Origin of the sequence: Streptomyces geranii (genome assembly GCF_002954775.1) — a bacterium.
Classification (GTDB): Bacteria; Actinomycetota; Actinomycetes; order Streptomycetales; family Streptomycetaceae; genus Streptomyces; species Streptomyces geranii.
This window is the reverse complement of the sequence record NZ_PJME01000054.1, coordinates 41,332-63,757: the sequence shown is the minus strand read 5'-3', so window position 1 is coordinate 63,757 and position 22,426 is coordinate 41,332. Positions and strand designations below refer to the sequence as shown.

At 69.7% G+C, this 22,426-nt stretch carries 21 protein-coding genes, 1 tRNA gene and 1 pseudogene; 8 read left to right on the top strand and 15 right to left on the bottom strand.

The genetic code is table 11. The annotated features are described in order from the left end of the window. Positions 1–49 precede the first annotated feature (49 nt). Positions 50–751 (bottom strand): pentapeptide repeat-containing protein, encoded by a 702-nt coding sequence (locus tag CW359_RS38055; RefSeq protein ID WP_105974785.1) that lies wholly within the window; start codon positions 749–751, stop codon positions 50–52. A gap of 200 nt (positions 752–951) precedes the next feature. Here CW359_RS38055 and CW359_RS38050 point away from each other — a divergent pair, with 200 nt between their 5' ends. Further along, positions 952–1,932, top strand: a complete 981-nt coding sequence (locus CW359_RS38050) for a zinc-binding dehydrogenase (RefSeq protein ID WP_105974784.1) — start codon at positions 952–954, stop codon at positions 1,930–1,932. A gap of 132 nt (positions 1,933–2,064) precedes the next feature. Here CW359_RS38050 and CW359_RS38045 read toward each other — a convergent pair whose 3' ends face one another. Continuing rightward, positions 2,065–3,495: an NAD(P)/FAD-dependent oxidoreductase gene (locus CW359_RS38045; RefSeq protein WP_105974783.1), complete on the bottom strand. Its 1,431-nt coding sequence runs from the start codon at positions 3,493–3,495 to the stop codon at positions 2,065–2,067. Positions 3,496–3,506: 11 nt separating this feature from the next. Next, on the bottom strand, positions 3,507–4,160 hold the full coding sequence (locus CW359_RS38040; protein ID WP_198655537.1) for a rhomboid-like protein: 654 nt from the start codon (positions 4,158–4,160) through the stop codon (positions 3,507–3,509). 34 nt (positions 4,161–4,194) lie between these two features. Here CW359_RS38040 and CW359_RS38035 point away from each other — a divergent pair, with 34 nt between their 5' ends. After that, on the top strand, positions 4,195–5,103 hold the full coding sequence (locus CW359_RS38035) for an aminoglycoside phosphotransferase family protein (protein ID WP_105974782.1): 909 nt from the start codon (positions 4,195–4,197) through the stop codon (positions 5,101–5,103). 328 nt (positions 5,104–5,431) lie between these two features. Further along, positions 5,432–6,436: an acyl-CoA desaturase gene (locus tag CW359_RS38025; RefSeq protein WP_105974780.1), complete on the top strand. Its 1,005-nt coding sequence runs from the start codon at positions 5,432–5,434 to the stop codon at positions 6,434–6,436. Positions 6,437–6,507: 71 nt separating this feature from the next. Here the strand turns inward: CW359_RS38025 and CW359_RS38020 are convergent, their stop codons facing one another. The 4 genes from CW359_RS38020 to CW359_RS38005 all read right to left on the bottom strand — a co-directional run bounded on the left by CW359_RS38020 (position 6,508) and on the right by CW359_RS38005 (position 8,877). Further along, positions 6,508–7,275 (bottom strand): GAF and ANTAR domain-containing protein, encoded by a 768-nt coding sequence (locus CW359_RS38020; protein ID WP_105974779.1) that lies wholly within the window; start codon positions 7,273–7,275, stop codon positions 6,508–6,510. Then, the gene (locus CW359_RS38015; protein WP_105974778.1) at positions 7,272–8,003 is read right to left on the bottom strand and encodes an ANTAR domain-containing protein; all 732 of its coding nucleotides are present in this window, start codon (positions 8,001–8,003) and stop codon (positions 7,272–7,274) included. Before CW359_RS38015 ends, CW359_RS38020 begins: the two co-directional genes overlap by 4 nt. 64 nt (positions 8,004–8,067) lie before the next feature. Beyond that, entirely contained in the window at positions 8,068–8,436 is a 369-nt protein-coding gene (locus CW359_RS38010; protein ID WP_105974777.1) for an STAS domain-containing protein, read from the bottom strand. A gap of 364 nt (positions 8,437–8,800) precedes the next feature. After that, positions 8,801–8,877 (bottom strand) — tRNA-Thr (locus CW359_RS38005). 251 nt (positions 8,878–9,128) lie between these two features. Here CW359_RS38005 and CW359_RS38000 point away from each other — a divergent pair. From CW359_RS38000 to CW359_RS37985, 4 genes and pseudogenes are all read left to right on the top strand, one after another. Next, positions 9,129–9,350, top strand: a pseudogene (locus CW359_RS38000) (zinc ribbon domain-containing protein); the annotation flags it as partial. Positions 9,351–9,512: 162 nt separating this feature from the next. Next, positions 9,513–10,649: an ABC transporter ATP-binding protein gene (locus CW359_RS37995; protein ID WP_105974776.1), complete on the top strand. Its 1,137-nt coding sequence runs from the start codon at positions 9,513–9,515 to the stop codon at positions 10,647–10,649. A gap of 232 nt (positions 10,650–10,881) precedes the next feature. Continuing rightward, the gene (locus CW359_RS37990; RefSeq protein WP_105974775.1) at positions 10,882–11,331 is read left to right on the top strand and encodes a hypothetical protein; all 450 of its coding nucleotides are present in this window, start codon (positions 10,882–10,884) and stop codon (positions 11,329–11,331) included. A 133-nt stretch (positions 11,332–11,464) separates the two neighbouring features. Next, the gene (locus CW359_RS37985) at positions 11,465–12,196 is read left to right on the top strand and encodes a nucleotidyltransferase family protein (RefSeq protein ID WP_105974774.1); all 732 of its coding nucleotides are present in this window, start codon (positions 11,465–11,467) and stop codon (positions 12,194–12,196) included. Positions 12,197–12,294: 98 nt separating this feature from the next. Here CW359_RS37985 and CW359_RS37980 read toward each other — a convergent pair whose 3' ends face one another. The 6 genes from CW359_RS37980 to CW359_RS37955 all read right to left on the bottom strand — a co-directional run bounded on the left by CW359_RS37980 (position 12,295) and on the right by CW359_RS37955 (position 18,883). After that, the gene (locus CW359_RS37980) at positions 12,295–14,031 is read right to left on the bottom strand and encodes a DoxX family protein (protein ID WP_232838784.1); all 1,737 of its coding nucleotides are present in this window, start codon (positions 14,029–14,031) and stop codon (positions 12,295–12,297) included. A 117-nt stretch (positions 14,032–14,148) separates the two neighbouring features. Next, complete coding sequence (gene rlmB / locus CW359_RS37975) at positions 14,149–15,093, bottom strand: 23S rRNA (guanosine(2251)-2'-O)-methyltransferase RlmB (protein ID WP_198655536.1); 945 nt, start codon at positions 15,091–15,093, stop codon at positions 14,149–14,151. Between the two features lie 118 nt (positions 15,094–15,211). Further along, complete coding sequence (gene cysS, locus CW359_RS37970; RefSeq protein ID WP_105974772.1) at positions 15,212–16,615, bottom strand: cysteine--tRNA ligase; 1,404 nt, start codon at positions 16,613–16,615, stop codon at positions 15,212–15,214. A 197-nt stretch (positions 16,616–16,812) separates the two neighbouring features. After that, positions 16,813–17,325 carry a 2-C-methyl-D-erythritol 2,4-cyclodiphosphate synthase gene (ispF, locus tag CW359_RS37965; RefSeq protein ID WP_105974771.1) on the bottom strand — a complete coding sequence of 171 codons (513 nt, stop codon included), beginning with the start codon at positions 17,323–17,325 and terminating at the stop codon, positions 16,813–16,815. Then, positions 17,315–18,067, bottom strand: a complete 753-nt coding sequence (gene ispD, locus CW359_RS37960; RefSeq protein ID WP_105974770.1) for a 2-C-methyl-D-erythritol 4-phosphate cytidylyltransferase — start codon at positions 18,065–18,067, stop codon at positions 17,315–17,317. Before ispD ends, ispF begins: the two co-directional genes overlap by 11 nt. A 333-nt stretch (positions 18,068–18,400) precedes the next feature. Continuing rightward, positions 18,401–18,883 carry a CarD family transcriptional regulator gene (locus tag CW359_RS37955; RefSeq protein ID WP_003953493.1) on the bottom strand — a complete coding sequence of 161 codons (483 nt, stop codon included), beginning with the start codon at positions 18,881–18,883 and terminating at the stop codon, positions 18,401–18,403. Between the two features lie 579 nt (positions 18,884–19,462). Between CW359_RS37955 and CW359_RS37945 the strand changes: the two genes are divergently transcribed. Continuing rightward, on the top strand, positions 19,463–20,131 hold the full coding sequence (locus CW359_RS37945; protein ID WP_105974769.1) for a copper chaperone PCu(A)C domain-containing protein: 669 nt from the start codon (positions 19,463–19,465) through the stop codon (positions 20,129–20,131). A 127-nt stretch (positions 20,132–20,258) separates the two neighbouring features. On the opposite strand, the gene CW359_RS37940 is transcribed toward CW359_RS37945, so the two are convergent. Both CW359_RS37940 and CW359_RS37935 read right to left on the bottom strand, forming a co-directional pair. Further along, entirely contained in the window at positions 20,259–20,939 is a 681-nt protein-coding gene (locus CW359_RS37940) for a two-component system response regulator PhoP (RefSeq protein WP_105974768.1), read from the bottom strand. Then, positions 20,936–22,261: a two-component system sensor histidine kinase PhoR gene (locus tag CW359_RS37935; RefSeq protein WP_105974767.1), complete on the bottom strand. Its 1,326-nt coding sequence runs from the start codon at positions 22,259–22,261 to the stop codon at positions 20,936–20,938. Before CW359_RS37935 ends, CW359_RS37940 begins: the two co-directional genes overlap by 4 nt. Positions 22,262–22,426: the final 165 nt, after the last annotated feature.

The window sequence follows — 22,426 nt, the reverse complement described above, 5'->3', positions numbered from 1 at the left end:
CCCCCCCCCCCCCCGGGATGGGACGGGTAGGGGCGGCGGGGGCGAAAAACTACCCGTCCCCCTCCACCCGCACCCCCAACTCCGCAGCGAACACCCCCGCCAAATCAAGCAACTGCACCGGACTGATCACCGCCCCCGCCAACCGATCCACCCCCCGCGCAAACCCCCACACCACCGCCCGCCGAAAATCCACATCCCTCAACGTCGCCGCAGTGAAGTCCGCCCCCTTCACCACACACCCCACAAACTCCACCCGCTCCAGCACCGCACCCCCGAAGTCAGGCTCCACCAACACACACCCCTCGAAGACGACGTCCTTCAACTTCGCCTTGCGCAGGTTCAGATAGTCGATCTTCCCGCCCCGCACCACCACCCGCTCCAGCACAGCCCCATGCAACTGCACCCCACCCAACCGAGCATCGACCAGCTCCACATCACGCAAGGTCGACTCGGCAAGGTTCGTACCGACACCCCGTATCCCCGTGAGGACGGAGTCGAGCAGCCGGGCGTGATGCAGCCGGGTCTCGTCCAGCGCGCACCCCGTCAGCGCGCAGTCCATGAACCGCGCACCCCCACCGTCCTGCCCGGCGAAGTCGACGTCCCGGAACTCCAGCCCGTCATAGTCCCCGTCCGCCTCCAACTCCCCACCCCCGAACGCCTCCAACACAGGCAACCGCACCTCGGCCCGCCGAGCCGCCTTAACCCCGGCCCCACCGGAACCACCCGCTCCACGCACCACTCGCCCAGCCATGCCCCCATCCTGCACCCCACCACTGACAACTCCCCCGACCCCCTTGCCCCTTTGCCTCTCTTGACCTAAAGCAAGCTTGAGGTTGAAGAGTGGAAAAGAACTCCCGCGAAACACCCACCACCAACCACCACCACCAACCACCACCAGCACCCACCCACCAGCCACCCACAACCCACCACCCACACCCCCGGGGAACCCAAATGCAAGCCATCCGCCTGCACACCTTCGGCCCCGCCGAAAACCTCACCTACGAACAGGTCGACGACCCGACCCCAGGCCCCGGCCAGGTCCGTATCGCCGTAGCCGCAGCCGGCGTACACCTCCTGGACACCGCACTCCGCGAGGGCTTCCAGGGCCCCGCACCGGAACCCACCCCCCTGCCGACCATCCCCGGCCGCGAGGTCGCCGGCATCGTCGACGCCCTAGGTGAGGGCACCCCGGAGCTGTGGCGCGGCAAGCGTGTCGTCGCCCACCTCGGTTTCCGGCCCGGCGGCTACGCCGAACTCGCCGTCACCGACATGGAACGTCTGCACGAGATCCCGCCCGGCCTCGACTTCGCCCAGGCCGTCGCGATGATCGGCACGGGACGTACGACGATGGGCATCCTGCAGTACACCGACCTCGGCCCCGACTCCGTGGCCGTCGTCCCGGCCGCCGCCGGAGGCATCGGCACCCTCCTCGTGCAGTACGCCCGGCACGCCGGCGCCACCGTGATCGGCCTGGCCGGCGGCCCGGCGAAGACGGCCCTCGTCGAGGCGAACGGCGCCGACCTCGCCGTCGACTACACGGACCCCGGCTGGCCGGACAAGGTCCGCGCGTACCTCGGCGGCCGGCCCGCCACGGTCGTCTTCGACGGAGTGGGCGGCGAGATCGCCCGCGAGGCCACCGCACTGCTCTCCCCCACCGGACAGCACCTGGTCTTCGGCTGGTCGGGCGAGGGCCTCCACGACGGCGTCCCCCACCTCATAGAGGGCGTCTCCGAACAGGTCCTGGGCCCGCCGATGCTGAGCAGGGCAGGCGGCCCGGACCCCCTCCGCACCCTCGAACTACGCGCCCTCACCGAAGCCGCCACCGGCCGCCTGACCCCGGCCGTACACCGCTTCCCCCTCACCGAAGCGGCCACCGCCCACCGAGCCCTCGAAACCCGCGGCACGACCGGCAAGGTGGTACTTGAGCCCTGACTAGACCGAGAGAGCGCCCCGACAGGGGCGCGGGGAACTGCGCGACCAACCACAACGGTGCCGCACCAACCCAACAACCAACACCCACCCACCCACCGCACCAACCACCACCCCACCGCCCCCGCAGCGCGCTCAGCCCCGCCCAGCCACCCGATCCGCCACCCGAGCCAACCGCGAGGCCCGCTCCCCACCCCCGGCCGACTCCCGCCGATCCGCGGCCCGATAGGTCGCGTACATCCCCCGCACCCCCACCCACCGCAACGGCTCCGGCTCCCACTTCCGCACCCGATGCCCGACCCACGGCAGATCGGTCAACTCGGTCCGACCCCCCACGCCCACCGGACCACCCTGCTCCGAATCCCCCGAATCCCCCGAGTCCAGCAGCACCAGATCCCGCAACGTCCGCGCCGCGAGATTGGCCGTGGCGACACCGGAACCGACGTAACCCCCCGCCCAACCCAGCCCCGTAGCCCGGTCCAGCGTCACCGACGCGCACCAGTCGCGCGGCACCCCCAGCACCCCCGACCAGGCGTGCGCGACCCGCACCCCGCCCAGCGAGGGAAAGAAACGCACCAGGATCTCCCGCAACGCCTCTACCGTCGCCGCCTGCGTACGCCCGTCGTTGTCCGTCCGCGACCCGAACCGGTACGGCACCCCGCGCCCGCCCAGCGCGATCCGCCCGTCCGCCGTCCGCTGCGCGTACATGTACGCGTGCGCCATGTCCCCCAGCGCCTCCCGCCCCGCCCAGCCGACCTCCGCCCACTGCGCGTCCGTCAACGGCTCGGTCGCGATCATCGACGAGTTCATCGGCAGCCAGGTCCGCCGCTGCCCCTTCAGCGAGGCCGTGAACCCCTCCGTGCAGCGCAGAACATAGGGCGCGCGCACCGTCCCGTACGGCGTCACCGCGTGCCGCGCGCGGATCTCCGTCACCGGCGTCCGTTCGCGGACGACGACACCCAGCGCCTCGACGACCGCCGCGAGCCCCCGCACCAGCTTCACCGGATGCACCCGCGCCCCGTGCGGCGTCCACGACGCCCCGAGGGCACCGGCCACCCGCACCCGCTCGGCCGCCTCCTCGGCGCCGTACAACTCGCGGTCGTCCTCCCCGTACGACAGCTCCACCGCGTGGAAGTCCCTCAGCCGGGCCAACTGAGCCGGGGTACGGGCGACTTCGAGCACACCCCCCTGATGGATGTCGGCGTCGATGCCCTCAGCCCCCGCCGCCCGCACCACCTCCCCGACCGTCGCGTTCATGGCCCGCTGCAGCCGTACGGCGGCCTCATGACCGTGCACGCGCGCGTACCGCTCCCGCCCCGCGACCCCGTTGTACAGCCAGCCCCCGTTGCGGCCGGAGGCCCCGTAGCCGCAGAACTCCTTCTCCAGGACGACGATCCGAAGAGAGGGCGCAGCCTTCTTCAGGTAATAGGCCGTCCACAGCCCCGTATAACCGCCCCCGACGATCACGACATCCGCCGTCGCGTCCCCGTCGAGAGACGCACGCGGGACAGGCAGCCCATCCCCCGCGTACCAAAAGGAAACCCGCCCATTGACGATCCCGCTCATAGCGCCGGACGTTAACGCCTCGACGCCCCCACTGTCTCCTTCGGATTCCACACCTTCCCACCCCTCCCCCACGTCAACGGCCAACAGCAGAAGCCGACTACGGCCGCAGTGAAGTGCCCCAGATCGGTGAAGGTACGGGAGAAGACGAGCGGCACCCCGTACACACCGAGAACCCCCACCACGTACACGTACCGCCAAGGCCGCGCGATCCGGTACGCGAGCACGGCGACCACCCCCGCCAGCGCGTAACTCACCCCGAAATCCATCACATCCGCCGCCGAAGCGGGCGCCGACCCGTCCCGGATCGCCCGCCACACCGCACCCTGACTGACCAGCGTCGCCACCACATGGCAGACCACACACACCACCACCCACCGCAGGGTCCCCAGCCACCGCTCGGCCGTCGCGTGGAACAGCGAATACAGCACGACGTACGGGGTCCACCACCCGTCGATCCACATCGCACTGGAGATCAGCACCCGCACGGGATGGTCCGACAGCTCGTTGATGTTCGTCGACCGCTGCCGCAGGAACTCCTCCTGGAACTCCGCCGACATGTGATGCACGGCCACCGTCGTGAAGAACAGCACAAGCAGCCACACATAGGTGCCCGGAGCACTACGGATGTAGGCCCACACCCGCCGCGGGCCCGCCGAAAATCGCATGCCCCAAATTTACGCACGCACATAAAGTCACCGAATGCCCCCCACCCCTACTCCGCGCCGGATCCACATCCCCGAAGACCTCACGACCACACAGCTCAAATACAACGGGGAGGCGGGCCGGGCCTTCATCACCGCACTCCCCACCCGCACGGCCGACTTCCTGGACCGCTGGAACCTCCGCGTGGACGGCACCTCCATGCACGGCGTAACAGCCCTGGTGGTCCCGGTCCGCCGCCCCGACGACACCCCGGCGGTCCTCAAACTCCAACTCCTGGACGAGGAGAGCGAAGGCGAGGCACCGGCCCTACGCCACTGGAACGGCGACCACGCCGTACGCCTCCTGGACCACGACCCCACCACCGGCACGATGCTCCTGGAACGCCTGGACCACACCCGCATGCTGTCGACCGTCCCCGACCCCCACGAGGCCACCCTGGTCATCGCGACCCTGCTGTCCCACCTCACGGCCACCCCGGCCCCACCGGGCATCCGCACCCTCGCCGACATCGCACAAGCCATGCTGGACCAGGCCCCGGACGCCCTGCGCACACTCCCGACCCCCGAGACCCGCACCCTCCTGACGGACTGCGCGGCGGCCCTGCGCGAAGTAGCTCCCGACCCCGGCGACCGCCTGCTCCACTGGGACCTCCACGACGAGAACGTCCTGGCGGCAGACCGCGCCCCCTGGCTGGCGATCGACCCCAAACCCCTCGCCGGAGACCCCGGCTTCGACCTCTGGCCGGCCCTGAACAACCGCTTCGACGCAGACGACGTCCTCTGGCGCTTCGACGCCCTGACGGACGCACTCTCCCTGGACCGCGAACGAGCCCGCGCCTGGACCCTGGCCCGGGTCCTCCAGAACGCCCTGTGGAACATCGAGGACGGCGACCCGGTGGAGGAGACAGACCTGGAACTGGCCCGACAGCTACGGAACCCGCAGTAGCCGGAACCCCTGCCGGACCCGGCCGCCCCTAGACCGCCCCTCAGCCGCGACGACGCCATGCCCGTCTCCGGCGGAATGACCAGCAGGACCCATCATCCGGTGCCGGAAAAACGGGGCCACCAGGCACCGTCCAAGAGCCGCAGGTGGGCACGGTCACCACCCAAGGCGCACTCGTTCCTCCCTCCGGAGCGTGCGGGAGTACCGTGGAACAACCGAGGGCTCCCGCCGCACCGGCATCCGGCCCGGCACCACGCCCTCGCGTTTCCCTCCCCAAAAGCAGCCCGTGACCCCGGCCGCGCCATCCGCAGCGAGGCCGAGGAGCCCCACCATGTCCATCCCCACCACCCCGTCCACGACAAAACTCCCCACAAGCACCGAACCGCCGCCCCCGCCCTACGACGGCACCTCCCCCTTCCCGACCGACAAGAGCCCGGCGCCCGCACGGAACAACGGGCAACGGATCTACGTCGCCGTCACCGCGACCATCGTCGTCCTGCCGTTCGCCGCACTCGGACTGGCCTGCTGGCTGCTCTGGGGACGACTCGTCCACCCCGTCGACCTCGCACTCGCCGCCGCCCTCTACACGATCACCGGCCTCGGCGTCACGGTCGGCTTCCACCGCGGCCTCACCCACGGCTCGTACCGAGCCGACCGCCCCCTACGCATCGCCCTCGCCGTAGCCGGATCGATGAGCTTCCAGGGCGACGTCATCGGCTGGGTCGCCACCCACCGCCGCCACCACGCCCACACCGACCGCCCCGGCGACCCGCACTCGCCCTACCGCTACGGCACCCACCTGCGCGGCCAGCTGCACGGACTGCTCGACGCCCACCTCGGCTGGCTGTTCCGCAACGAACCCACATCGGCGGAGCGCTACGCCCCCGACCTCCTCGCCGACCCCGACATCCGAGCCGTCTCCCGCGCCTTCCCCCTGCTGTGCCTGTTCACGCTCGCACTGCCCTTCGGCCTCGGCTGGGCGATCGGCGGCAACTGGCTGTACGGCGTAACCGGCCTGCTGTGGGCAGGACTCGTACGCATCGCACTGCTCCACCACGTCACCTGGAGCGTCAACTCGCTGTGCCACATGATCGGCAACCGCCCCTTCCGCACCAGGCGCCACGACCGCGCCACCAACCTGTGGCCGCTGGCCCTCCTCTCCTTCGGCGAGAGCTGGCACAACCTCCACCACGCCGACCCCACCAGCGCCCGCCACGGCGTCGACCGCGGCCAGATCGACCCCTCGGCCGCCGTCATCCGCCTCTTCGAACGCGCCGACTGGGTCCACGACGTACGCTGGCCGACCCCGGACCGAGTCGCCGCCCGCCGCACCTGACGTCCAACCACCCACCCCGACACGGGCATCGCCCGCACCCGCGAACCAACCGCGCAGTTCGACGGCGACGATCAACCGTCCCGCTCACCGGGCAGCGCCGTCGCGGGCGCCGGAATGGCCGACGTATCGAAACCGCCCGAGACGATCTGCGCGGCAAGATCCGAAAGACGCAGGTGACGGGCGCGAGCGTAAGTACGGAACACGGCGAAGGAATCATCGACAGAGGTGTTCCACCGCTCCGCCAGAAAGCCCTTGGCCTGTTCGATCAGAATGCGGCTCGTCAGCGCGTTCTCCAACTGACTGTTCTCGACATGGGACCGCTCAAGCGTCCGCTGCTGCAGAATCGCGATGGTGGCCACATCAGCGAGCGCCTGAGCAAGCGCGATGTCGTCATCCCCCAGGACATGCGGGGTCGTCTGAAAAAGATTGAGAGCGCCGACAACCCGGCTACGCAACCGCAGCGGTATGGCATGAGTGGTCACGTACCCGGTCGCGATGGCCCGCTCGGCGAAGTGCGGCCAGGCCTCGACCGCCTCCGGCGCGGTCAGCCCGATGTTCGTGCGGGCGGCACCCGTGCGATAACACTCCACACACGGACCCTGATCATGCTGGAGCGCGAAGAGTTCCAACAGACGAGTGTGCTCGTCCGAGGCCGCGATGATCTGCAGTTCACCGTGCGCGTCCACCAACAGAATCCCCGCCGCCGACACATCCAGCAGCTCCACACAGCGCGCCGACAACCGGTGCAACAGGTCAATGACATCGAAGTCCTCGACCAGAGAGTCCGCGACCTCCACGAAGATCTCCGCCAGACGTCGTTCACGGGCCACGATCATCATCCCTTTCCACCATCGGGCGAATACGGCCCACTTACATCGTCGTCGAAGCGCAGCCTGCGGGCGACCACATCCGCCGCGATGTCACGCAGAGGACGCTCACTGCTGTACGCATAAGCCCGCAAGCGCAACAGAGCCTCCTGTATGGACACCTCCAACTGGACGCTGACCATGCCCGTGGCCTGGTGCACAACCGCACGACGCAACACCGACGGAGACTCCGGCACCACACCGAGCCCCGGAACACCCCCACCACGCCCATCACCGTCCAGAAGAGCGCCCGTCAGTACGGCGGTCAGAGCGGTGGCGTCGGTGAACTGCTGCTGACTCAACCGCCGCCCACCGTCGCACAGCACCGTCAGCACACCGATCCGAATGGCCCCGATACCCAACGGAAAACAGCACACACCGTGTACGCCCAGCCCACGCGCCGCCGGCAACAACACAGGCCAACGCTCAGCACGCACCCACGCCAAGTCCGGCTCCAGCACAGGCGAGCCGGAACGGACCGCATCCGGCCCCGGACCCTCCCCCAACGTGAACTGAAGCTCCTCGAACCGGGCACTCAACTCGGGGTAGTGCCACAACGGCTCGGCCGTCCGGTCCGCACCGACCAGCAGCGACAGCGCGACACCCTCGGCACCCAACGCCCGCGCGCAGAGGCGAGCCGGATCCTCCACCTCGCCCAGACGCAGCGACCGCAGGACGTCGGCCATGCCGTCGCTGATCACCCGTCTCCGTCCCGCGCGGGCCGGGGCACTTCAGGGTGAGGCGTCGCCTGGCTTGCTCCGTACACTACGTGCCCCGGTCCGCCGCCGCACGGTCCGCGGGTATGTCCAGCCAGGCATCCTGAGGGCTCGCGTACCGCGGGAAACAGTCCTGCAGACCGGCCGCCCGGAACACCAGACTCACACCCGGCGGATGATGCACGACCCGCAGCCACCCACGCCGCCCAAGACAGTCCCTCCGCGCCGCGCACAACGGCCCCAGGACACTGCCGTCCATGAACGTGACACCACGCAGATCCACGACGATGAACGCCCGCCCGCTGCCACGCCGGGCATCCGCCAAGTCACGGGCCAAAGCCGGCACGGTCGTCAGATCCAGCTCGCCACCGGCCGTGACCACACGCAACTCGTCGAGCAGGCCGGAATACGGGCCCATACGCCCCAACTCCATCTGTCACCCGGATGGCTTTCGCCTTGCGCAGGGCCTCTGTTGCGCGAAACGGGACGATACGGAGAGGGCCGGGGGCTCGGGCGGACCGTAGTACGAGAGTACTGCCGCAGAGTGACCGACCTGCCGCCCTCGCCCCAGGTACGCACGAGATCGATCGAAAGTGTCCTCCCTGGTCGATTCCTGACGGAATCGAGGACAGAGGCGACAGGACATCAATACGCACCGAGGGCGCCCGACGACCAGTCAGCAGCCCCGCACCTTCCGCCGCCCTTCACACCGGCTGCGTAACAGGTCATACCCCGAGCCGGCCATGAAAGAAGCCCAGGTCAGATTGGGCCGACCTGGGCTGTGGAGCCCCCTGTCGGATTCGAACCGACGACCTGCTCATTACAAGTGAGCTGCTCGTTCCAGCTGAGCTAAGGAGGCACCGCGCACCACAACGCCGTACGCGAAGGCGGCTCCACTGTACACAGAGCGCGATCCCCCGAGCGACGGAGTTCGTGGTCGGACCCGGCCTCGAAAAACAAACGTAACCATCCGCGCACCCGTTCGTCGATCGCTCTGACGTGCTGTTCCGAAGATCAGATCGTCGGGGAGGATGCGTGGGGACATCGGGGGAGTCGGGGAAGCATCCGCAGCGGAAGCAGAAGGGGCGGTCTCCGGATTCGGCGACGTATCTCCGGGAGTGGACGTGTGGCGAGTGCGGGGTCGTCCATGACCGGGATGTGAACGCCGCCGTGAACCTTCGGGACGAGGGGCTGCGGCTGGCCGGGAATGCCTGTGGAGCGCGTGTAAGACCGTTCAGGCGCAGTTCACGAGGGCTGTGTGCGTCGGCGGTGCGTGATGAAGCAGGAAGCCCAAGGGCAAGGCCAAAAGTGAGTTGCTCTGCCTGCTCGTAGGTTTCCGTCTCGAAAATTTCCGCGAAGTTCACATCCCTCCCCCTACTGACAGAAGACGGATCCCCAGGTACCGTCCAGATTCAGTCCGCGTATGTGGACTACACCACCTTCCTACAACGGATCGTCCGGCACGTTCCTGCCGGTAGAAGGGGGCCCATCACCATGGCCACTGTTTCGTTCGACAAGGCGACCCGCATCTACCCGGGCACCGAGAAGCCCGCTGTAGACGGTCTGGAGATCGAGGTCGGGGACGGCGAGTTCCTGGTCCTCGTCGGTCCGTCCGGTTGCGGTAAGTCCACCTCGCTCCGCATGCTCGCGGGGCTCGAGGACGTCAACGCCGGCGCCATCCGCATCGGTGACCGCGACGTCACGCACCTGCCGCCGAAGGACCGGGACATCGCGATGGTGTTCCAGAACTACGCGCTGTACCCGCACATGACCGTCGCCGACAACATGGGCTTCGCGCTCAAGATCGCCGGCGTCAACAAGGCCGAGATCCGCCAGAAGGTCGAGGACGCGGCGAAGATCCTCGACCTCACCGACTACCTCGGCCGTAAGCCGAAGGCACTCTCCGGTGGTCAGCGGCAGCGTGTCGCCATGGGTCGGGCCATCGTGCGTGAGCCCCAGGTCTTCCTCATGGACGAGCCGCTGTCGAACCTCGACGCCAAGCTCCGTGTGTCGACGCGTACGCAGATCGCCTCGCTGCAGCGCCGTCTCGGCATCACCACCGTCTACGTCACCCACGACCAGGTCGAGGCCATGACCATGGGCGACCGGGTGGCCGTACTGAAGGACGGTCTGCTCCAGCAGGTCGACTCCCCGCGCAACATGTACGACCGCCCCAAGAACCTCTTCGTGGCCGGCTTCATCGGCTCCCCCGCCATGAACCTGATCGAGGTCCCGATCACCGACGGCGGCGTGAAGTTCGGCAACTCGGTCGTGCCGGTCAACCGCGAGGCCCTCACGGCCGCCGCCGACAAGGGTGACACCACCGTCACGGTCGGCGTCCGTCCCGAGCACTTCGACGTCGTCGAGCACAACGGTGCCGCCGCCGACGCCCTGTCCAAGGCCAGCGAGGACGCTCCGGCCGGTCTCGCCGTCTCCGTGAACGTCGTCGAGGAGCTGGGCGCCGACGGTTACGTCTACGGCAGCGCCAAGGTCGGCGACGACACCAAGGACCTGGTCGTCCGCGTCAGCGGCCGTGCCGTCCCGGACAAGGGCGCCACGCTGCACGTCGTCCCCCGTCCGGGCGAGATCCACGTGTTCTCGACCTCCACGGGCGAGCGTCTGACCGACTGACACGTCGACTGACACACCGGTTTCAACAGTTTCACCGGTTTGAAGTGACGAAGGGCCCCGCGGCTTGCCGTGGGGCCCTTCGCGCGTCCGCGCACCGGTGGCCCGAAACCCCGGCACTCCGGTCATTTCGAATCATGTACGTCAACGCCCTACCCGGTGAACGGCACCAATTCATCCCCCAAATTGGTGACTAAATGTCGCCAAATCAGCACCGAGCGCTACCCTCACTCGCGTGAAGCACTCCACTAACCAACTGACGCGACGTGGCCGTGGCCCAGCCCGCCGGATCGGCCGTAGCCTCGCCCTTGTCCTGCCCGTCGTCCTGGTGCTGTCCGGGACCCTCGCGGTCACCCGGGTCAACTGGTCGGGGAGCCCCTCGGACTCGGTGCTCACGGCCTCCTCCGAGGACCTGGCCGCCCGAGCCGCCGCTGCCCGAGCCCCGCAGGACGTCCTGCGGGACCAGCTGCTCCTGGAACTCCAGGACAAGGACCCCGGCACCGCCCTCACCCACCTCCAGCAGGCGGTGAACGGCCAGCCGTCCCTCGCGAAGCACTGCACGTCCATCGCCCGCGCCCTCGGCCGTGCCGCAGTCCGCGTGTACGGCCCCTCCCGAGCCCAGTCGTACTCCCGCCCGGTCTGCGACACCTCCTTCGCGACAGGGGTGGCAGCGGCCCACAGCTAGCAACGGTCACACGCCCCTGGAAGGCGCCCCGCAGGGGCTGCCTTCCAGGGGCGCGGGGAACTGCGCGCCCAGCCCCCACCGGGCCCGCAGCCCCCGCGGAGCGCCCTGCGGAGCGCCCCGTAGAGTGCGGAGCATGACCGCTCCACACGCCACGACACCCCCCACGCAAGCCGTGGTCCTGGCCGGAGGCCAGGGCTCCAGGCTCCGCCCGTACACCGACGACCGCCCGAAGCCGATGGTCGAGATCCCCGGCACGGGGACGCCGATCATCGGCCACCAGCTCGTCTGGCTGGCCGAGGAGGGCGTGACGGACGTCGTCGTCAGCTGCGGTCATCTCGCCGAGGTCCTGCAGAAGTGGCTGGAGAGCGCCGATCTGCCGCTGAGGGTCACCACGGTCGTCGAGACCGAACCCCTCGGCCGTGGCGGCGGCCTCAAGTACGCCGCCGCGCACCTCCCCGCCCCGGACCGGCCGTGGTACGCCACCAACGGCGACATCTGGACCCGCTTCTCGCTGCGCGACATGGCCGACTTCCATGCCGAGCGCGACGCCGTCGCGACCCTCGCGCTGGCCCGCCCGCGGCTGCCGTGGGGCGCCGTGCAGACGGACGGCTTCGGTCACATCACGGACTTCATAGAGTCCCCTCCGTCGACCTTCGAGATCAACGCGGGCGTGTACGTCTTCTCGTCCGAGTTCGCCGCCCTGCTCCCGGAGCGCGGCGACCACGAACGCACCACGTTCCCCCGTCTGGCCCGCGAGAACCGCCTGGCCGGCTTCCCGATCCCGCACGGCGCCTACTGGCGTGCCATCGACACCGCGAAGGACCTCACAGAGGCCGCGAAGGAACTGGCGACACTGGGCCGTTAGCGGACGGCTCGCCAACTCCCTTTTGTACGTACGCCGATGGGGTCCCGCACTGTGAAAGCGCGGGACCCCATCGGCGTATCGGCGTACAACTGCCTTGGCTAGCCGAGCAGTCCGCCCACCAGCCCCGGCTGGCCGGTGGAGGAGCCGCCGTTGCCGCCGTCACCGCTTCCGCCGGTGCCGCTGCCGCCCGTGGAGCCGCCGTCGGAGCCGCCCGGGGTGCCCGTGGAGCCGCCCGACGAGGACGGTCCGGCGCTGGTGCTTGGCGCCTGCTGGGCCGGGGTGGTCTGCTGCGGCGGGGCCTGGCCGCCGCCGCTGCCCTGGGTCTGGCTGGGGCTGCCGCCGGTGACGCTGCCGCTCTCGCGGGCCTCCTCGGGGGTGGTCGCGGCCTCGCCGGTCGTGGGAGCCGCCGAAGTGGCGTCCTGGGTCGGCGACTTGGTGGCCGCCGAGGGGCTCTTGGAGGCCTGCCGTTCGCCGGACCGCTCCGGGAGCGGGGAGCCGGGCAGTTCGTTGCGCGGGGCCTCGCCGGGGCCGGGGACGACCACGCGGTCGGCGTCGCGGACGGCGCCGCCGAGGAGCGAGCCGACGAGCAGCGTGAGCCCGATGACGACGGCGGTGACGAGGGCGCCGCGCCGCAGGACGTAACTGCGCAGCTCCCAGATGTCCGTACGGGGTCCGAGGCGCCGCCAGGCGCTGCCCGCGAGGCGGCCGTCGATGGAGTAGACGGGGGCGCCCGCGATGATCAGCGGCGACCAGGCGGCCAGGTAGATGATGTCGGGCGCGTCGTAGACGGGGACGCTCTTCCAGCTGACCGTGACGAGCAGGGCGGCGGAGAGCAGGGCGCCGCCGATCGCGGCGACGCGCTGCCACAGGCCCAGGACCGTGAGGACTCCCACGATGACCTGGAGGAAGGCGATGACGAGGCCGGAGCCGACGGGGTGCTGGAGCGCGAACTGGCGTAGTGGCTCGGCGACTTCCCAGGGGTGCAGGGTGTTGAGCCACTTCATCATGGAGCCGCGTTTGCCGCCGTCGAAGTAGACGGGGTCGCAGAGCTTGCCCATGCCGGCGTAGATGGAGATGAAGCCGAGGAAGATGCGCAGCGGGAGCAGGACGACGCCGAGGTTCATCCGGCGGCCGGGGTAATAGGCGTGCCGGACGGGGTCGTTGCCGTGGCGCTTGGCGCCGGTGCGCCGCCCGTCGGCGTCCCGCTCGTAGTCGTCGTACTCGTCGTAGCGGTCGTAGCGGTCGTCGGCGAACTCGCCGTGCCCGTGGCCGGGTTGGCCGTATCCGGGCTCGTCGTAGGCGCTGCCGACGGTGCGCATGTCGGGGAGCAGGCGGCCGGAGTCGGGGCTGTGGGTGCGCTGGCTGCCGACGACGGGGGTCTCGACGGTCTCGTCGAGGGTGCTGCCGGCGTAGTCGAGTTCCTCTTCGCCGATGCGCGGGATGACCTGCGTCGCTCCGGCGTCGGCGGTCGGCGGCTGTTCGCCGTGGCGCACGCTGGAGCCCCGTACGGCCTGGAGCAGCCGGTGGGCGCCGGTGTCGTCGGGGGCGGACTTCCCGCTCCAGACGACCGCGCGGCGGCGGCCGGGTGTGGCGCCGCCGGCGCCGGCGGCGGGGATGCGAGCCGTGTCCTCGGAGGCGCTGAGGTGCCGGGCGACGCGGGACGACGGTGCGGCCCGCCGCGTCGAGGCCCCCAACTGCACGCGGAAACTCGCATGGTTGACGATGACCTGCGCCGGATCGCTCGGCACCTTCACCATGCTCAGCGCGGGAACGTCGTCGTATCCCGACGAGCGGTCCCCCGTGGGTGTGCGGGGTGTTCTGGTGTCCACACTCATCTAACCGAGTGACGTGTGGTTAGGACACTGCTTTGACTTGGTGGATGTGTCCGGACCGCGTCAAGGTCGCGTCACCCGCCCGGATCCGCCCGTACGGGTGACGCCACGCACATGCGTTCAGGAGCGCTGGCGGAACGCCTCGTAGAGCACGATCCCGGCCGCGACACCGGCGTTGAGGGACTCGGTGCCGCCGGGCATCGGGATCCGGACGAGGTGGTCGCAGGTCTCGCCGACCAGCCGGGACAGTCCCTTGCCCTCGCTCCCGACGACGATCACGACGGGCCCGCCGAGCGCGGGCAGATCGCTGATCTCGGCGTCCCCGTCGGCGGCGAGGCCGACGACGACGATCCCGGCCTTCTGGTACGCCTCCAGGGTGCGCGTCAGATTGGTGGCGCGGGCGACGGGCGTACGGGCGGCGGCGCCGGCGGAGGTCTTCCAGGCGCCGGCGGTCATGCCGGCGGCGCGGCGCTCGGGCACGACGACGCCGTGGCCGCCGAAGGCGGAGACGGAGCGGACGACGGCGCCGAGGTTGCGCGGGTCGGTGACCCCGTCGAGGACGACGATGAGGGGGTCGACGCCGCTGTCGTAGGCGGCGTTGGCGAGGTCCTCCGGGTGCGCGTACTCGTACGGCGGGACCTGAAGGACGAGCCCCTGGTGGTTGAGCCCGTTGGTCATCCGGTCCAGCTCAGGACGCGGAGCCTCCATCAGATGAATGCCGCCGCGCTCACCGGCCAGCTGAAGCGCCTCGCGCACCCGCTCGTCGTTGTCGATGAACTGCTGGACGTACAGCATCGAGGCGGGCACGCCCTCGCGGAGCGCCTCGACGACCGAGTTGCGCCCGACGACGAGTTCGGAGGAGGCCTTGGCGCCGCGCCCCTTGGGTGCGGGCCGCCGCTGGACCTGCCTGGCCTTGGCCCCGGCAATACGGTTCTTCTTGTGCCCCTTGCGCGCCTCGGCGGGCGGCGTCGGGCCCTTGCCTTCGAGCCCCTTGCGCCGCTGGCCGCCGCTGCCGACCTGCGCGCCCTTCTTGCCGGACATGCGGCGGTTGTTGGAGGCGGCCATGACCTACCTGTCTGTTTGAAAGCGTGTGTGTACGTCTATGAGTGTGCCGCCCGGAGACCCGAGCGGCACAATCGATCAAGGAGATGTACGTATTTGCGGGGACTTTGCGGGGAAATGCTCAGCGCGGGCCGAGCGTCCAGCGCGGCCCCTGCGGACCGTCCTCGATGACGAGCCCCGACTGGTTGAGCTGGTCGCGGATGGCGTCGGCGGTGCCCCAGTCCTTGCGCCCGCGGGCCGCCTCGCGCTGGTCGAGGACGAGGCGTACGAGGCTGTCGACGACGCCGTGCAGATCCTCGCCCCGGTCGCTGTCGCCCCCGGCCCAGTGCGGGTCGAGGGGGTCGAGGCCGAGGACGCCGAGCATGGCGCGCACCTCGGCGAGGCGGGCCACGGCGGCTTCCTTGTCGTCGGCGGCGAGGGCGCTGTTGCCCTGCCGGACGGTGGTGTGCACGACGGCGAGGGCCTGCGGGACGCCCAGGTCGTCGTCCATGGCCTCGGCGAAGGCGGGCGGCACCTCGGCGGCGGGGTCGACGACACCGCCGGCCTTCTCGACGACGCGCTGCACGAAGCCCTCGATCCGGGCGAACGCCGACTCGGCCTCGCGCAGGGCCTCCTCGCTGTACTCGATCATCGAGCGGTAGTGCGGGGTGCCGAGGTAGTAGCGCAGGACGATGGGCCGCCAGGCCTTGACCATCTCGCTGACGAGGACGGAGTTGCCGAGGGACTTCGACATCTTCTCGCCGCTCATGGTGACCCAGGCGTTGTGCACCCAGTACGAGGCGAAGTCGTCGCCGAAGGCCTTGGCCTGGGCGATCTCGTTCTCGTGGTGGGGGAAGATCAGGTCGAGCCCGCCGCCGTGGATGTCGAACGCGGTCCCGAGGTACTTGTGGGCCATGGCGGAGCACTCGAGATGCCACCCGGGCCGTCCCCGCCCCCAGGGCGTCTCCCAGCTGGGCTCGCCCGGCTTTACGGCCTTCCACATGGCGAAGTCACGGGAGTCCCGCTTGCCGGTCTCGCCGTCGCCGGAGGGCTGGAGCAGGTTGTCGAGTTCCTGGTTGGACAGCTGGAGGTAGCCGGGGAAGGAGCGGACGTCGAAGTAGACGTTGCCGTCGGCCTCGTACGCGTGACCGCGCTCGATGAGCCCGCGCATCATCTCGACCATCTCGGTGACGTGCCCGGTGGCACGCGGTTCGTAGGTCGGGGGGAGGCAGCCGAGGGCGCTGTAGCCGTCGTTGAAGGCCCGCTCGTTCTCGAAGCCGATGGACCACCAGGGGCGCCCCTGTTCGGCGGCCTTCCTGATGATCTTGTCGTCGATGTCGGTGACGTTGCGGACGAAGGTGACGTCGTACCCGCGGTAGGTGAACCAGCGGCGCAGGATGTCGAAGTTCAGCCCGGACCGGATGTGCCCGATGTGCGGGGCGGCCTGCACGGTGGCGCCACAGAGGTAGATCGAGACACAGCCCGGCGTGAGCGGGGCGAAGTCACGGATCTGCCGGGCGCTGGTGTCGTACAGGCGAATGGTCACGGGACAAGCGTAGTGGCCCACACCGAGTGCCTGGCGACCCTTGTGAACAAGGGCCACATATTCGTGACATTCGCCCCGGCATTTCAGCCCGTCCGGCGTTTGAGGACGAGCGTGTTCAGCGCGATTGCGGGGGTCCGGGAGCGGCAGCCCCCAGGGATGGGACGGGTAGGGGCGGCGGGGGCGAGGAACTCTCGGGTTCAGCCCAGGCGGGCCACCAGGGCCGTTGCCACCGCCATCAGGCCCTCGTCTCTCCCCGGGAAGCCCAGCCCGTCCGTCGTCGCGCCGGAGACCGACACCGGTGCGCCGACCGCCTCCGACAGCACCTTCTGCGCCTCTTCCCGCCGTTTCCCGATCTTCGGCCGCGACCCCACCACCTGCACCGCGACATTGCCGATCGTGAACCCGGCCGCCCGCACGATCCGCGCCGCCTCCGTCAGCAGCGTCACCCCGGACGCCCCGGACCACTCCGGGCGCCCGGTGCCGAAGTGCTGGCCCAGGTCGCCCAGCCCCGCCGCCGAGAACAGCGCGTTGCACGCCGCGTGGGCGACGACGTCCGCGTCGGAGTGGCCGGCGAGTCCCGGCCCCTCGCCCTCCCACCTCAGGCCGGCGCACCACAGCTCCCGGCCCTCCTCGAAAGCGTGAATGTCGGTACCGATGCCGACCTGGGGCAGCAGCGGTACCGGTCCCCCGGAAACGTGCTCAGAAACCATCGTTCAGCCTCCTCCGGGCCAGTACCGCTTCCGCCAGCACCAGATCCAGCGGCCTCGTCACCTTGAACGCCTCCTCGTGCCCGGGCACGACCACCACCCGCAGGCCCAGCTGCTCGACCATGCTCGCGTCGTCGGTGACGTTCTCGGTCACCGTCTCGTGGGCCCGGACCAGGGTGTCGACGGCGAAACCCTGCGGGGTCTGGACCGCCCGCAGCCGCGCCCGCTCCGGCGTCGCCAGCACCGGCTCCGGTTCACCGGGCGTCGCCGCCGGCTCGACCTCCTTGACGGTGTCCGCGAGGGGCAGCGCGGGGACGACGGCCTGGGCGCCCTCCCGTACCGCCTCGATGACCGCGTCCACGGTGTCCACCGGGACGAGCGGGCGGGCGGCGTCGTGGACGAGGACTATGTCGATGCCGGGCGGCAGCGCGTCGAGGCCGAGCTTCACCGACTCCTGGCGGGTCTCGCCGCCGGGGACGACGAGGAAGTCGGTGCGCTCGGGCAGCGCGTGGGCGTCGAGGAGGGTCTTCACCTCGGCGGCGCCGTCCGGCGGGGCCACGACGACGACCAGGGACACGGCACGGGACGCGGCCATCGCGCGTACCGCGTGGATGAGCATGGGCGTGCCGTTCAGCGCGCGAAGCGCCTTGGGGGCGCCCGGGCCGAGGCGTACGCCCCGGCCGGCGGCCGGAATGACGGCGGCCGTACGTGCCCCGGGCGGTGTGGGGCGCGATTCGTCAGACATCGGTTCCTGTCAGGTTTGTGTGCCGAGCACTCGTGGGTATGGCCTGGAGGAGTGCCGGGCGCGAGCCTCGATCGGACCCTTCCGTGACATCCGGTCGAGCGGTCTCCGGGCCCGGCACGCCAATATCAGTACTACGGTGCTTCGGTAGTTACTACGGTGCGCTTCGGTACTGCCGGTACTTACTACCGGCACTACGGTGCCGGGAATTCTTGTCCGGGCATGAACATGCCGCAGCGCCCGGCGACATTGGATACGTCATCGGGCACCGCGGCATTTTCACTGTGTTGCCTGAACTCGGAAACGGGGCTTTTCAGGGCCGACGCCGAGCCAGGGTCAGGACGCGAGCACCTCGTCGAGCAGTGCCTCGGCCTTGTCCTCGTTCGTGTTCTCCGCGAGCGCGAGCTCGCTCACCAGGATCTGGCGAGCCTTGGCGAGCATGCGCTTCTCACCGGCGGACAGTCCGCGCTCCCGCTCACGACGCCACAGGTCACGTACGACTTCCGCGACCTTGATGACATCACCGGAGGCGAGCTTCTCCAGATTTGCCTTGTAACGACGTGACCAGTTCGTGGGCTCCTCGGCATACGGAGCGCGCAGCACCTCGAAGACCCGGTCCAGCCCGTCCTGACCGACCACGTCACGTACGCCGACGAACTCCGCATTGTCCGCCGGTACACGTACAGTCAGGTCACCCTGGGCGACCTTCAGCACCAAGTAGGTCTTGTCCACGCCTTTGATCTGGCGAGTTTCGATGGCCTCGATCAGCGCGGCCCCGTGATGGGGATAGACCACGGTGTCGCCAACCTTGAACGTCATGTGACAGGTACCCCTTCCGTGGCTATCCAGGGTAACACGGAAACGGCAGCTTCTGAATGGCGTTTTCGCAGGTCAGGGCATATCTCGGGGCTTGACAACAGCAACAGGAACGTGCTTCGAGAGGGCTCCGGGGACGGAGGCGAGGGGGGTATTCGCAGGTCGGAGCGGCTCTCCGAACGAAGTGAAACCCGGACGTTACACACACCTGGAGGCCCCGGCGGGCGACCATACCTCCACTTATGTCCACTTCCAAGTGTGCGACTTCCGCTACTCCGTTCGATGAGCGGAGTCCGGTGTGCGGTGAATCCGGAATTGATCACGGCAGTGGATCATCAAGCACATCATCCGCGGTGAACTGCGGGTGATCAATTCCTGATCCCCTTCATTCCTTCACCGTAAATGTGAATGTCGAAGTGGCTCTCGTGAGCGGTCCCGCACTCCGGGGAAGCACCCCGGCCGCGCCTAGAGGCGGGTCGGGTGCGGTGGCGTGGGAACGGCTCGGTAACCTAAGGCCGCTGACAGACACTTAGGGCGGCTTTACAAGGAGCTGCCCGTGCGTTCCAAGGAGTTGCCGCCGCCGTGAGCAGCAGCATTCGACGCGGCGCCCTCGCCGCATCCGCCCTCGCGTTCTCGGTCGCCACGCTCGCCGGGTGCGCAGCCGGGAACAACGCCCAGACACTGGAGGTCAAGCCGGACAACGCGGCCACGACCGTAGGTGACATCAAGCTGCAGAACGTCGTCGTCATCACCCAGCCGGAGATGGAGTCGACCGGTCCGGCCGTCATCGCCGCGACCGTGTTCAACACCGGGATCAAGCCGCAGACGCTGGAGTCGATCACCGTCCCCGGCACCGGCAAGACCGCCGAGCTGACGCCCGCGAAGGGCAAGGACCTGACCATCCCGGCGGGCGGCTCGCTGATCATCGGCGGCGCGGACAACGCCTCCGCGGTGCTGCCCAGCAGCCGGGAGGCGGTCAAGGACGGCAACGCGCAGAAGGTCACCTTCACCTTCAGCAGCACCGGTGACGTGAGCCTGCGGGCCTTCGTCGTCCCCGCGGAGAGCTTCTTCGCCTCGTGGGGCCCGACCGAGGTCCCGGCGGTCCCGGGCGGCGCGAGCGCCTCCCCGACCACGTCCGCCGAGCCCGGGACGTCCGGCTCCCCCAGCCCGACCGGGGCCGTCGAGACCCCCGAGGCGGGGACGACCCCGACCGCCTCGGCGTCGGAGACGGACACGGCCGCCGGCCACTGAGCCGCCGTACGGACCCGCTGTACGTCGAAGGGCGGGACCTCCCGGAGGAGGTCCCGCCCTTCGACGTACCGACGTACTGACGTACTGACGTACCGGCGAGCCGTCGTAACGGCTGTGGTCGGCCGGTTTACGGCTCGAACTTGTAGCCGAGGCCGCGGACCGTGACCAGGTACCTGGGCGCCCCCGGGTCCGGTTCGATCTTGGCGCGGAGGCGCTTGACGTGGACGTCGAGGGTCTTGGTGTCGCCGACGTAGTCCGCGCCCCAGACCCGGTCGATGAGCTGCATGCGGGTCAGTACGCGGCCCGCGTTGCGCAGCAGCATCTCCAGGAGGTCGAACTCCTTGAGGGGGAGGTCGACCTTGGCGCCGGAGACGGTGACCACGTGGCGGTCGACGTCCATGCGGACCGGGCCGGCTTCGAGGGCGGCCGGGGTGACCTCCTCGGGCTCGCCGCGGCGGCGCAGGACGGCGCGGATGCGGGCGACCAGTTCGCGGGAGGAGAAGGGCTTGGTGACGTAGTCGTCGGCTCCTATCTCCAGGCCGACGACCTTGTCGATCTCGCTGTCCTTGGCGGTGACCATGATCACCGGGACGTTGGACTTGACGCGCAGCTGACGGCAGACCTCGGTGCCGGGCAGGCCCGGCAGCATGAGGTCGAGGAGGACGAGGTCGGCGCCGTTGCGCTCGAACTCGTCGAGTCCGTCGGGCCCGGTGGCCGCGATGGCGACCTCGAAGCCCTCTTTGCGGAGCATGTACGAAAGGGCGTCGGAGAAGGATTCCTCGTCCTCGACGACGAGCACTCGGGTCACGGGTGGACCTCCGGGGCGTGAAGCGGATCGTAAGGGGATGTGCCGGTGGTCCGGTCGGCCTCTTCGCCGGGGTCGGACGGTCCGTCCCCGGCTTCGGGGTCGGAGTCTGGGAGTGACTCGGGGTACGAGTCATGGTCGTACGCCCGCGCCCGGTTCGCACGGGCGCGGCGGGCGGCGCCCGCTTCCGGGAGGCGCAGGGTGAAGGTGGAGCCCTGGCCCTCGGAGCTCCACACCGTGACCTCCCCGCCGTGCGAGGCGGCCACGTGCTTGACGATCGCCAGGCCCAGGCCCGTACCGCCGGTGGCGCGGGAGCGGGCCGGGTCGACGCGGTAGAAGCGCTCGAAGATGCGCTCCTTGTCCTTGTCGGAGATGCCTATGCCCTGGTCGGTGACGGCGACCTCGATCAGGTCGCCGCCGGTGGCGCTGACCCGGCGGGCCGCTATGCCGACGCGGGTGGCGGACGGAGAGTAGTTGACGGCGTTCTCGACGAGGTTGCCGAGGGCGGCGGCGAGCTGGCCGCGGTTGCCCCAGACTCGCAGGTCGGCGGTGCCTCCTGCGGCCATGGTGATCTGTTTGGTGCCGGCCTGGTGGCGGCAGCGGTCGACGGCCTCGGCGACGAGTTCGTCGACGCGGACCGGTTCGGCGTCCTCCAGCGGGTCGTCGTTCTGCACCCGGGAGAGGTCGATCAGCTCCTGTACGAGGCTGGTCAGGCGGGTCGCCTCGATCTGCATGCGGCCCGCGAAGCGCTCGACGGCCTCCGGGTCGTCCGAGGCGCCCATGACGGCCTCGGAGAGCAGGGAGAGCGCGCCGGTGGGCGTCTTCAGCTCGTGGCTGACGTTCGCCACGAAGTCGCGGCGGACGGCCTCGATACGGCGGGCCTCGGTGAGGTCCTCGACCAGGAGCAGGACGAGGCGGGAGCCGAGCGGGGCGACGCGGGCGGAGACCGCGAGGGCCTCGCCTCGGCCGGTGCCGCGCCGGGGGAGGTCCAGCTCGACCTGGCGTATCTCGCCGTCGCGGCGGGTGTCCCGGGCCATCTTCAGCATCGGGTCGACCGACAGTTTTCCGCCACGGACCAGCCCGAGGGCGTACGCCGCCGAGCTGGCCTTGACCACGGCGTCCGCCTCGTCGAGTACGACCGCCGAGGACCGGAGCACGGACAGCACCGTGTCCACACCGGGCGGCAGCACGGGGTCCGTGTGCAGCGAGGTGCGGGTGGGGCGTTTCTGGTCGCGCTCGCTCCAGCGGAACGCCAGCATGGCGATGACGCCGGTGAGCACACCGGCGATCGCTGCCGCTGCGGCGACTGCCGCGTTCACGTCCATGCACCCAGGTTAGGCATGGGGTACGACATGGCCACAGCCATGAGTGTGCGACCTCGAACACTCGTCGCCCAGAGTTCACCTTGGAGCCAGTATTGGTTCATTTGTCGAGGCGGAAAAGGACGCGTACCTGCCCGAACGTGGGAGCGTGGGGGTCACGGGGCCCGG

What these genes read in the sequence shown, in the direction of transcription:
- CW359_RS38055 (WP_105974785.1), bottom strand. Translation starts at nt 751, where the DNA reads ATGGCTGGGCGAGTGGTGCGTGGAGCGGGTGGTTCCGGTGGGGCCGGG.
- CW359_RS38050 (WP_105974784.1), top strand. Translation starts at nt 952, where the DNA reads ATGCAAGCCATCCGCCTGCACACCTTCGGCCCCGCCGAAAACCTCACC.
- CW359_RS38045 (WP_105974783.1), bottom strand. Translation starts at nt 3,495, where the DNA reads ATGAGCGGGATCGTCAATGGGCGGGTTTCCTTTTGGTACGCGGGGGAT.
- CW359_RS38040 (WP_198655537.1), bottom strand. Translation starts at nt 4,160, where the DNA reads ATGCGATTTTCGGCGGGCCCGCGGCGGGTGTGGGCCTACATCCGTAGT.
- CW359_RS38035 (WP_105974782.1), top strand. Translation starts at nt 4,195, where the DNA reads ATGCCCCCCACCCCTACTCCGCGCCGGATCCACATCCCCGAAGACCTC.
- CW359_RS38025 (WP_105974780.1), top strand. Translation starts at nt 5,432, where the DNA reads ATGTCCATCCCCACCACCCCGTCCACGACAAAACTCCCCACAAGCACC.
- CW359_RS38020 (WP_105974779.1), bottom strand. Translation starts at nt 7,275, where the DNA reads ATGATGATCGTGGCCCGTGAACGACGTCTGGCGGAGATCTTCGTGGAG.
- CW359_RS38010 (WP_105974777.1), bottom strand. Translation starts at nt 8,436, where the DNA reads ATGGGCCCGTATTCCGGCCTGCTCGACGAGTTGCGTGTGGTCACGGCC.
- CW359_RS37995 (WP_105974776.1), top strand. Translation starts at nt 9,513, where the DNA reads ATGGCCACTGTTTCGTTCGACAAGGCGACCCGCATCTACCCGGGCACC.
- CW359_RS37985 (WP_105974774.1), top strand. Translation starts at nt 11,465, where the DNA reads ATGACCGCTCCACACGCCACGACACCCCCCACGCAAGCCGTGGTCCTG.
- CW359_RS37980 (WP_232838784.1), bottom strand. Translation starts at nt 14,031, where the DNA reads ATGAGTGTGGACACCAGAACACCCCGCACACCCACGGGGGACCGCTCG.
- rlmB (WP_198655536.1), bottom strand. Translation starts at nt 15,093, where the DNA reads ATGGCCGCCTCCAACAACCGCCGCATGTCCGGCAAGAAGGGCGCGCAG.
- ispF (WP_105974771.1), bottom strand. Translation starts at nt 17,325, where the DNA reads ATGGTTTCTGAGCACGTTTCCGGGGGACCGGTACCGCTGCTGCCCCAG.
- ispD (WP_105974770.1), bottom strand. Translation starts at nt 18,067, where the DNA reads ATGTCTGACGAATCGCGCCCCACACCGCCCGGGGCACGTACGGCCGCC.
- CW359_RS37955 (WP_003953493.1), bottom strand. Translation starts at nt 18,883, where the DNA reads ATGACGTTCAAGGTTGGCGACACCGTGGTCTATCCCCATCACGGGGCC.
- CW359_RS37935 (WP_105974767.1), bottom strand. Translation starts at nt 22,261, where the DNA reads ATGGACGTGAACGCGGCAGTCGCCGCAGCGGCAGCGATCGCCGGTGTG.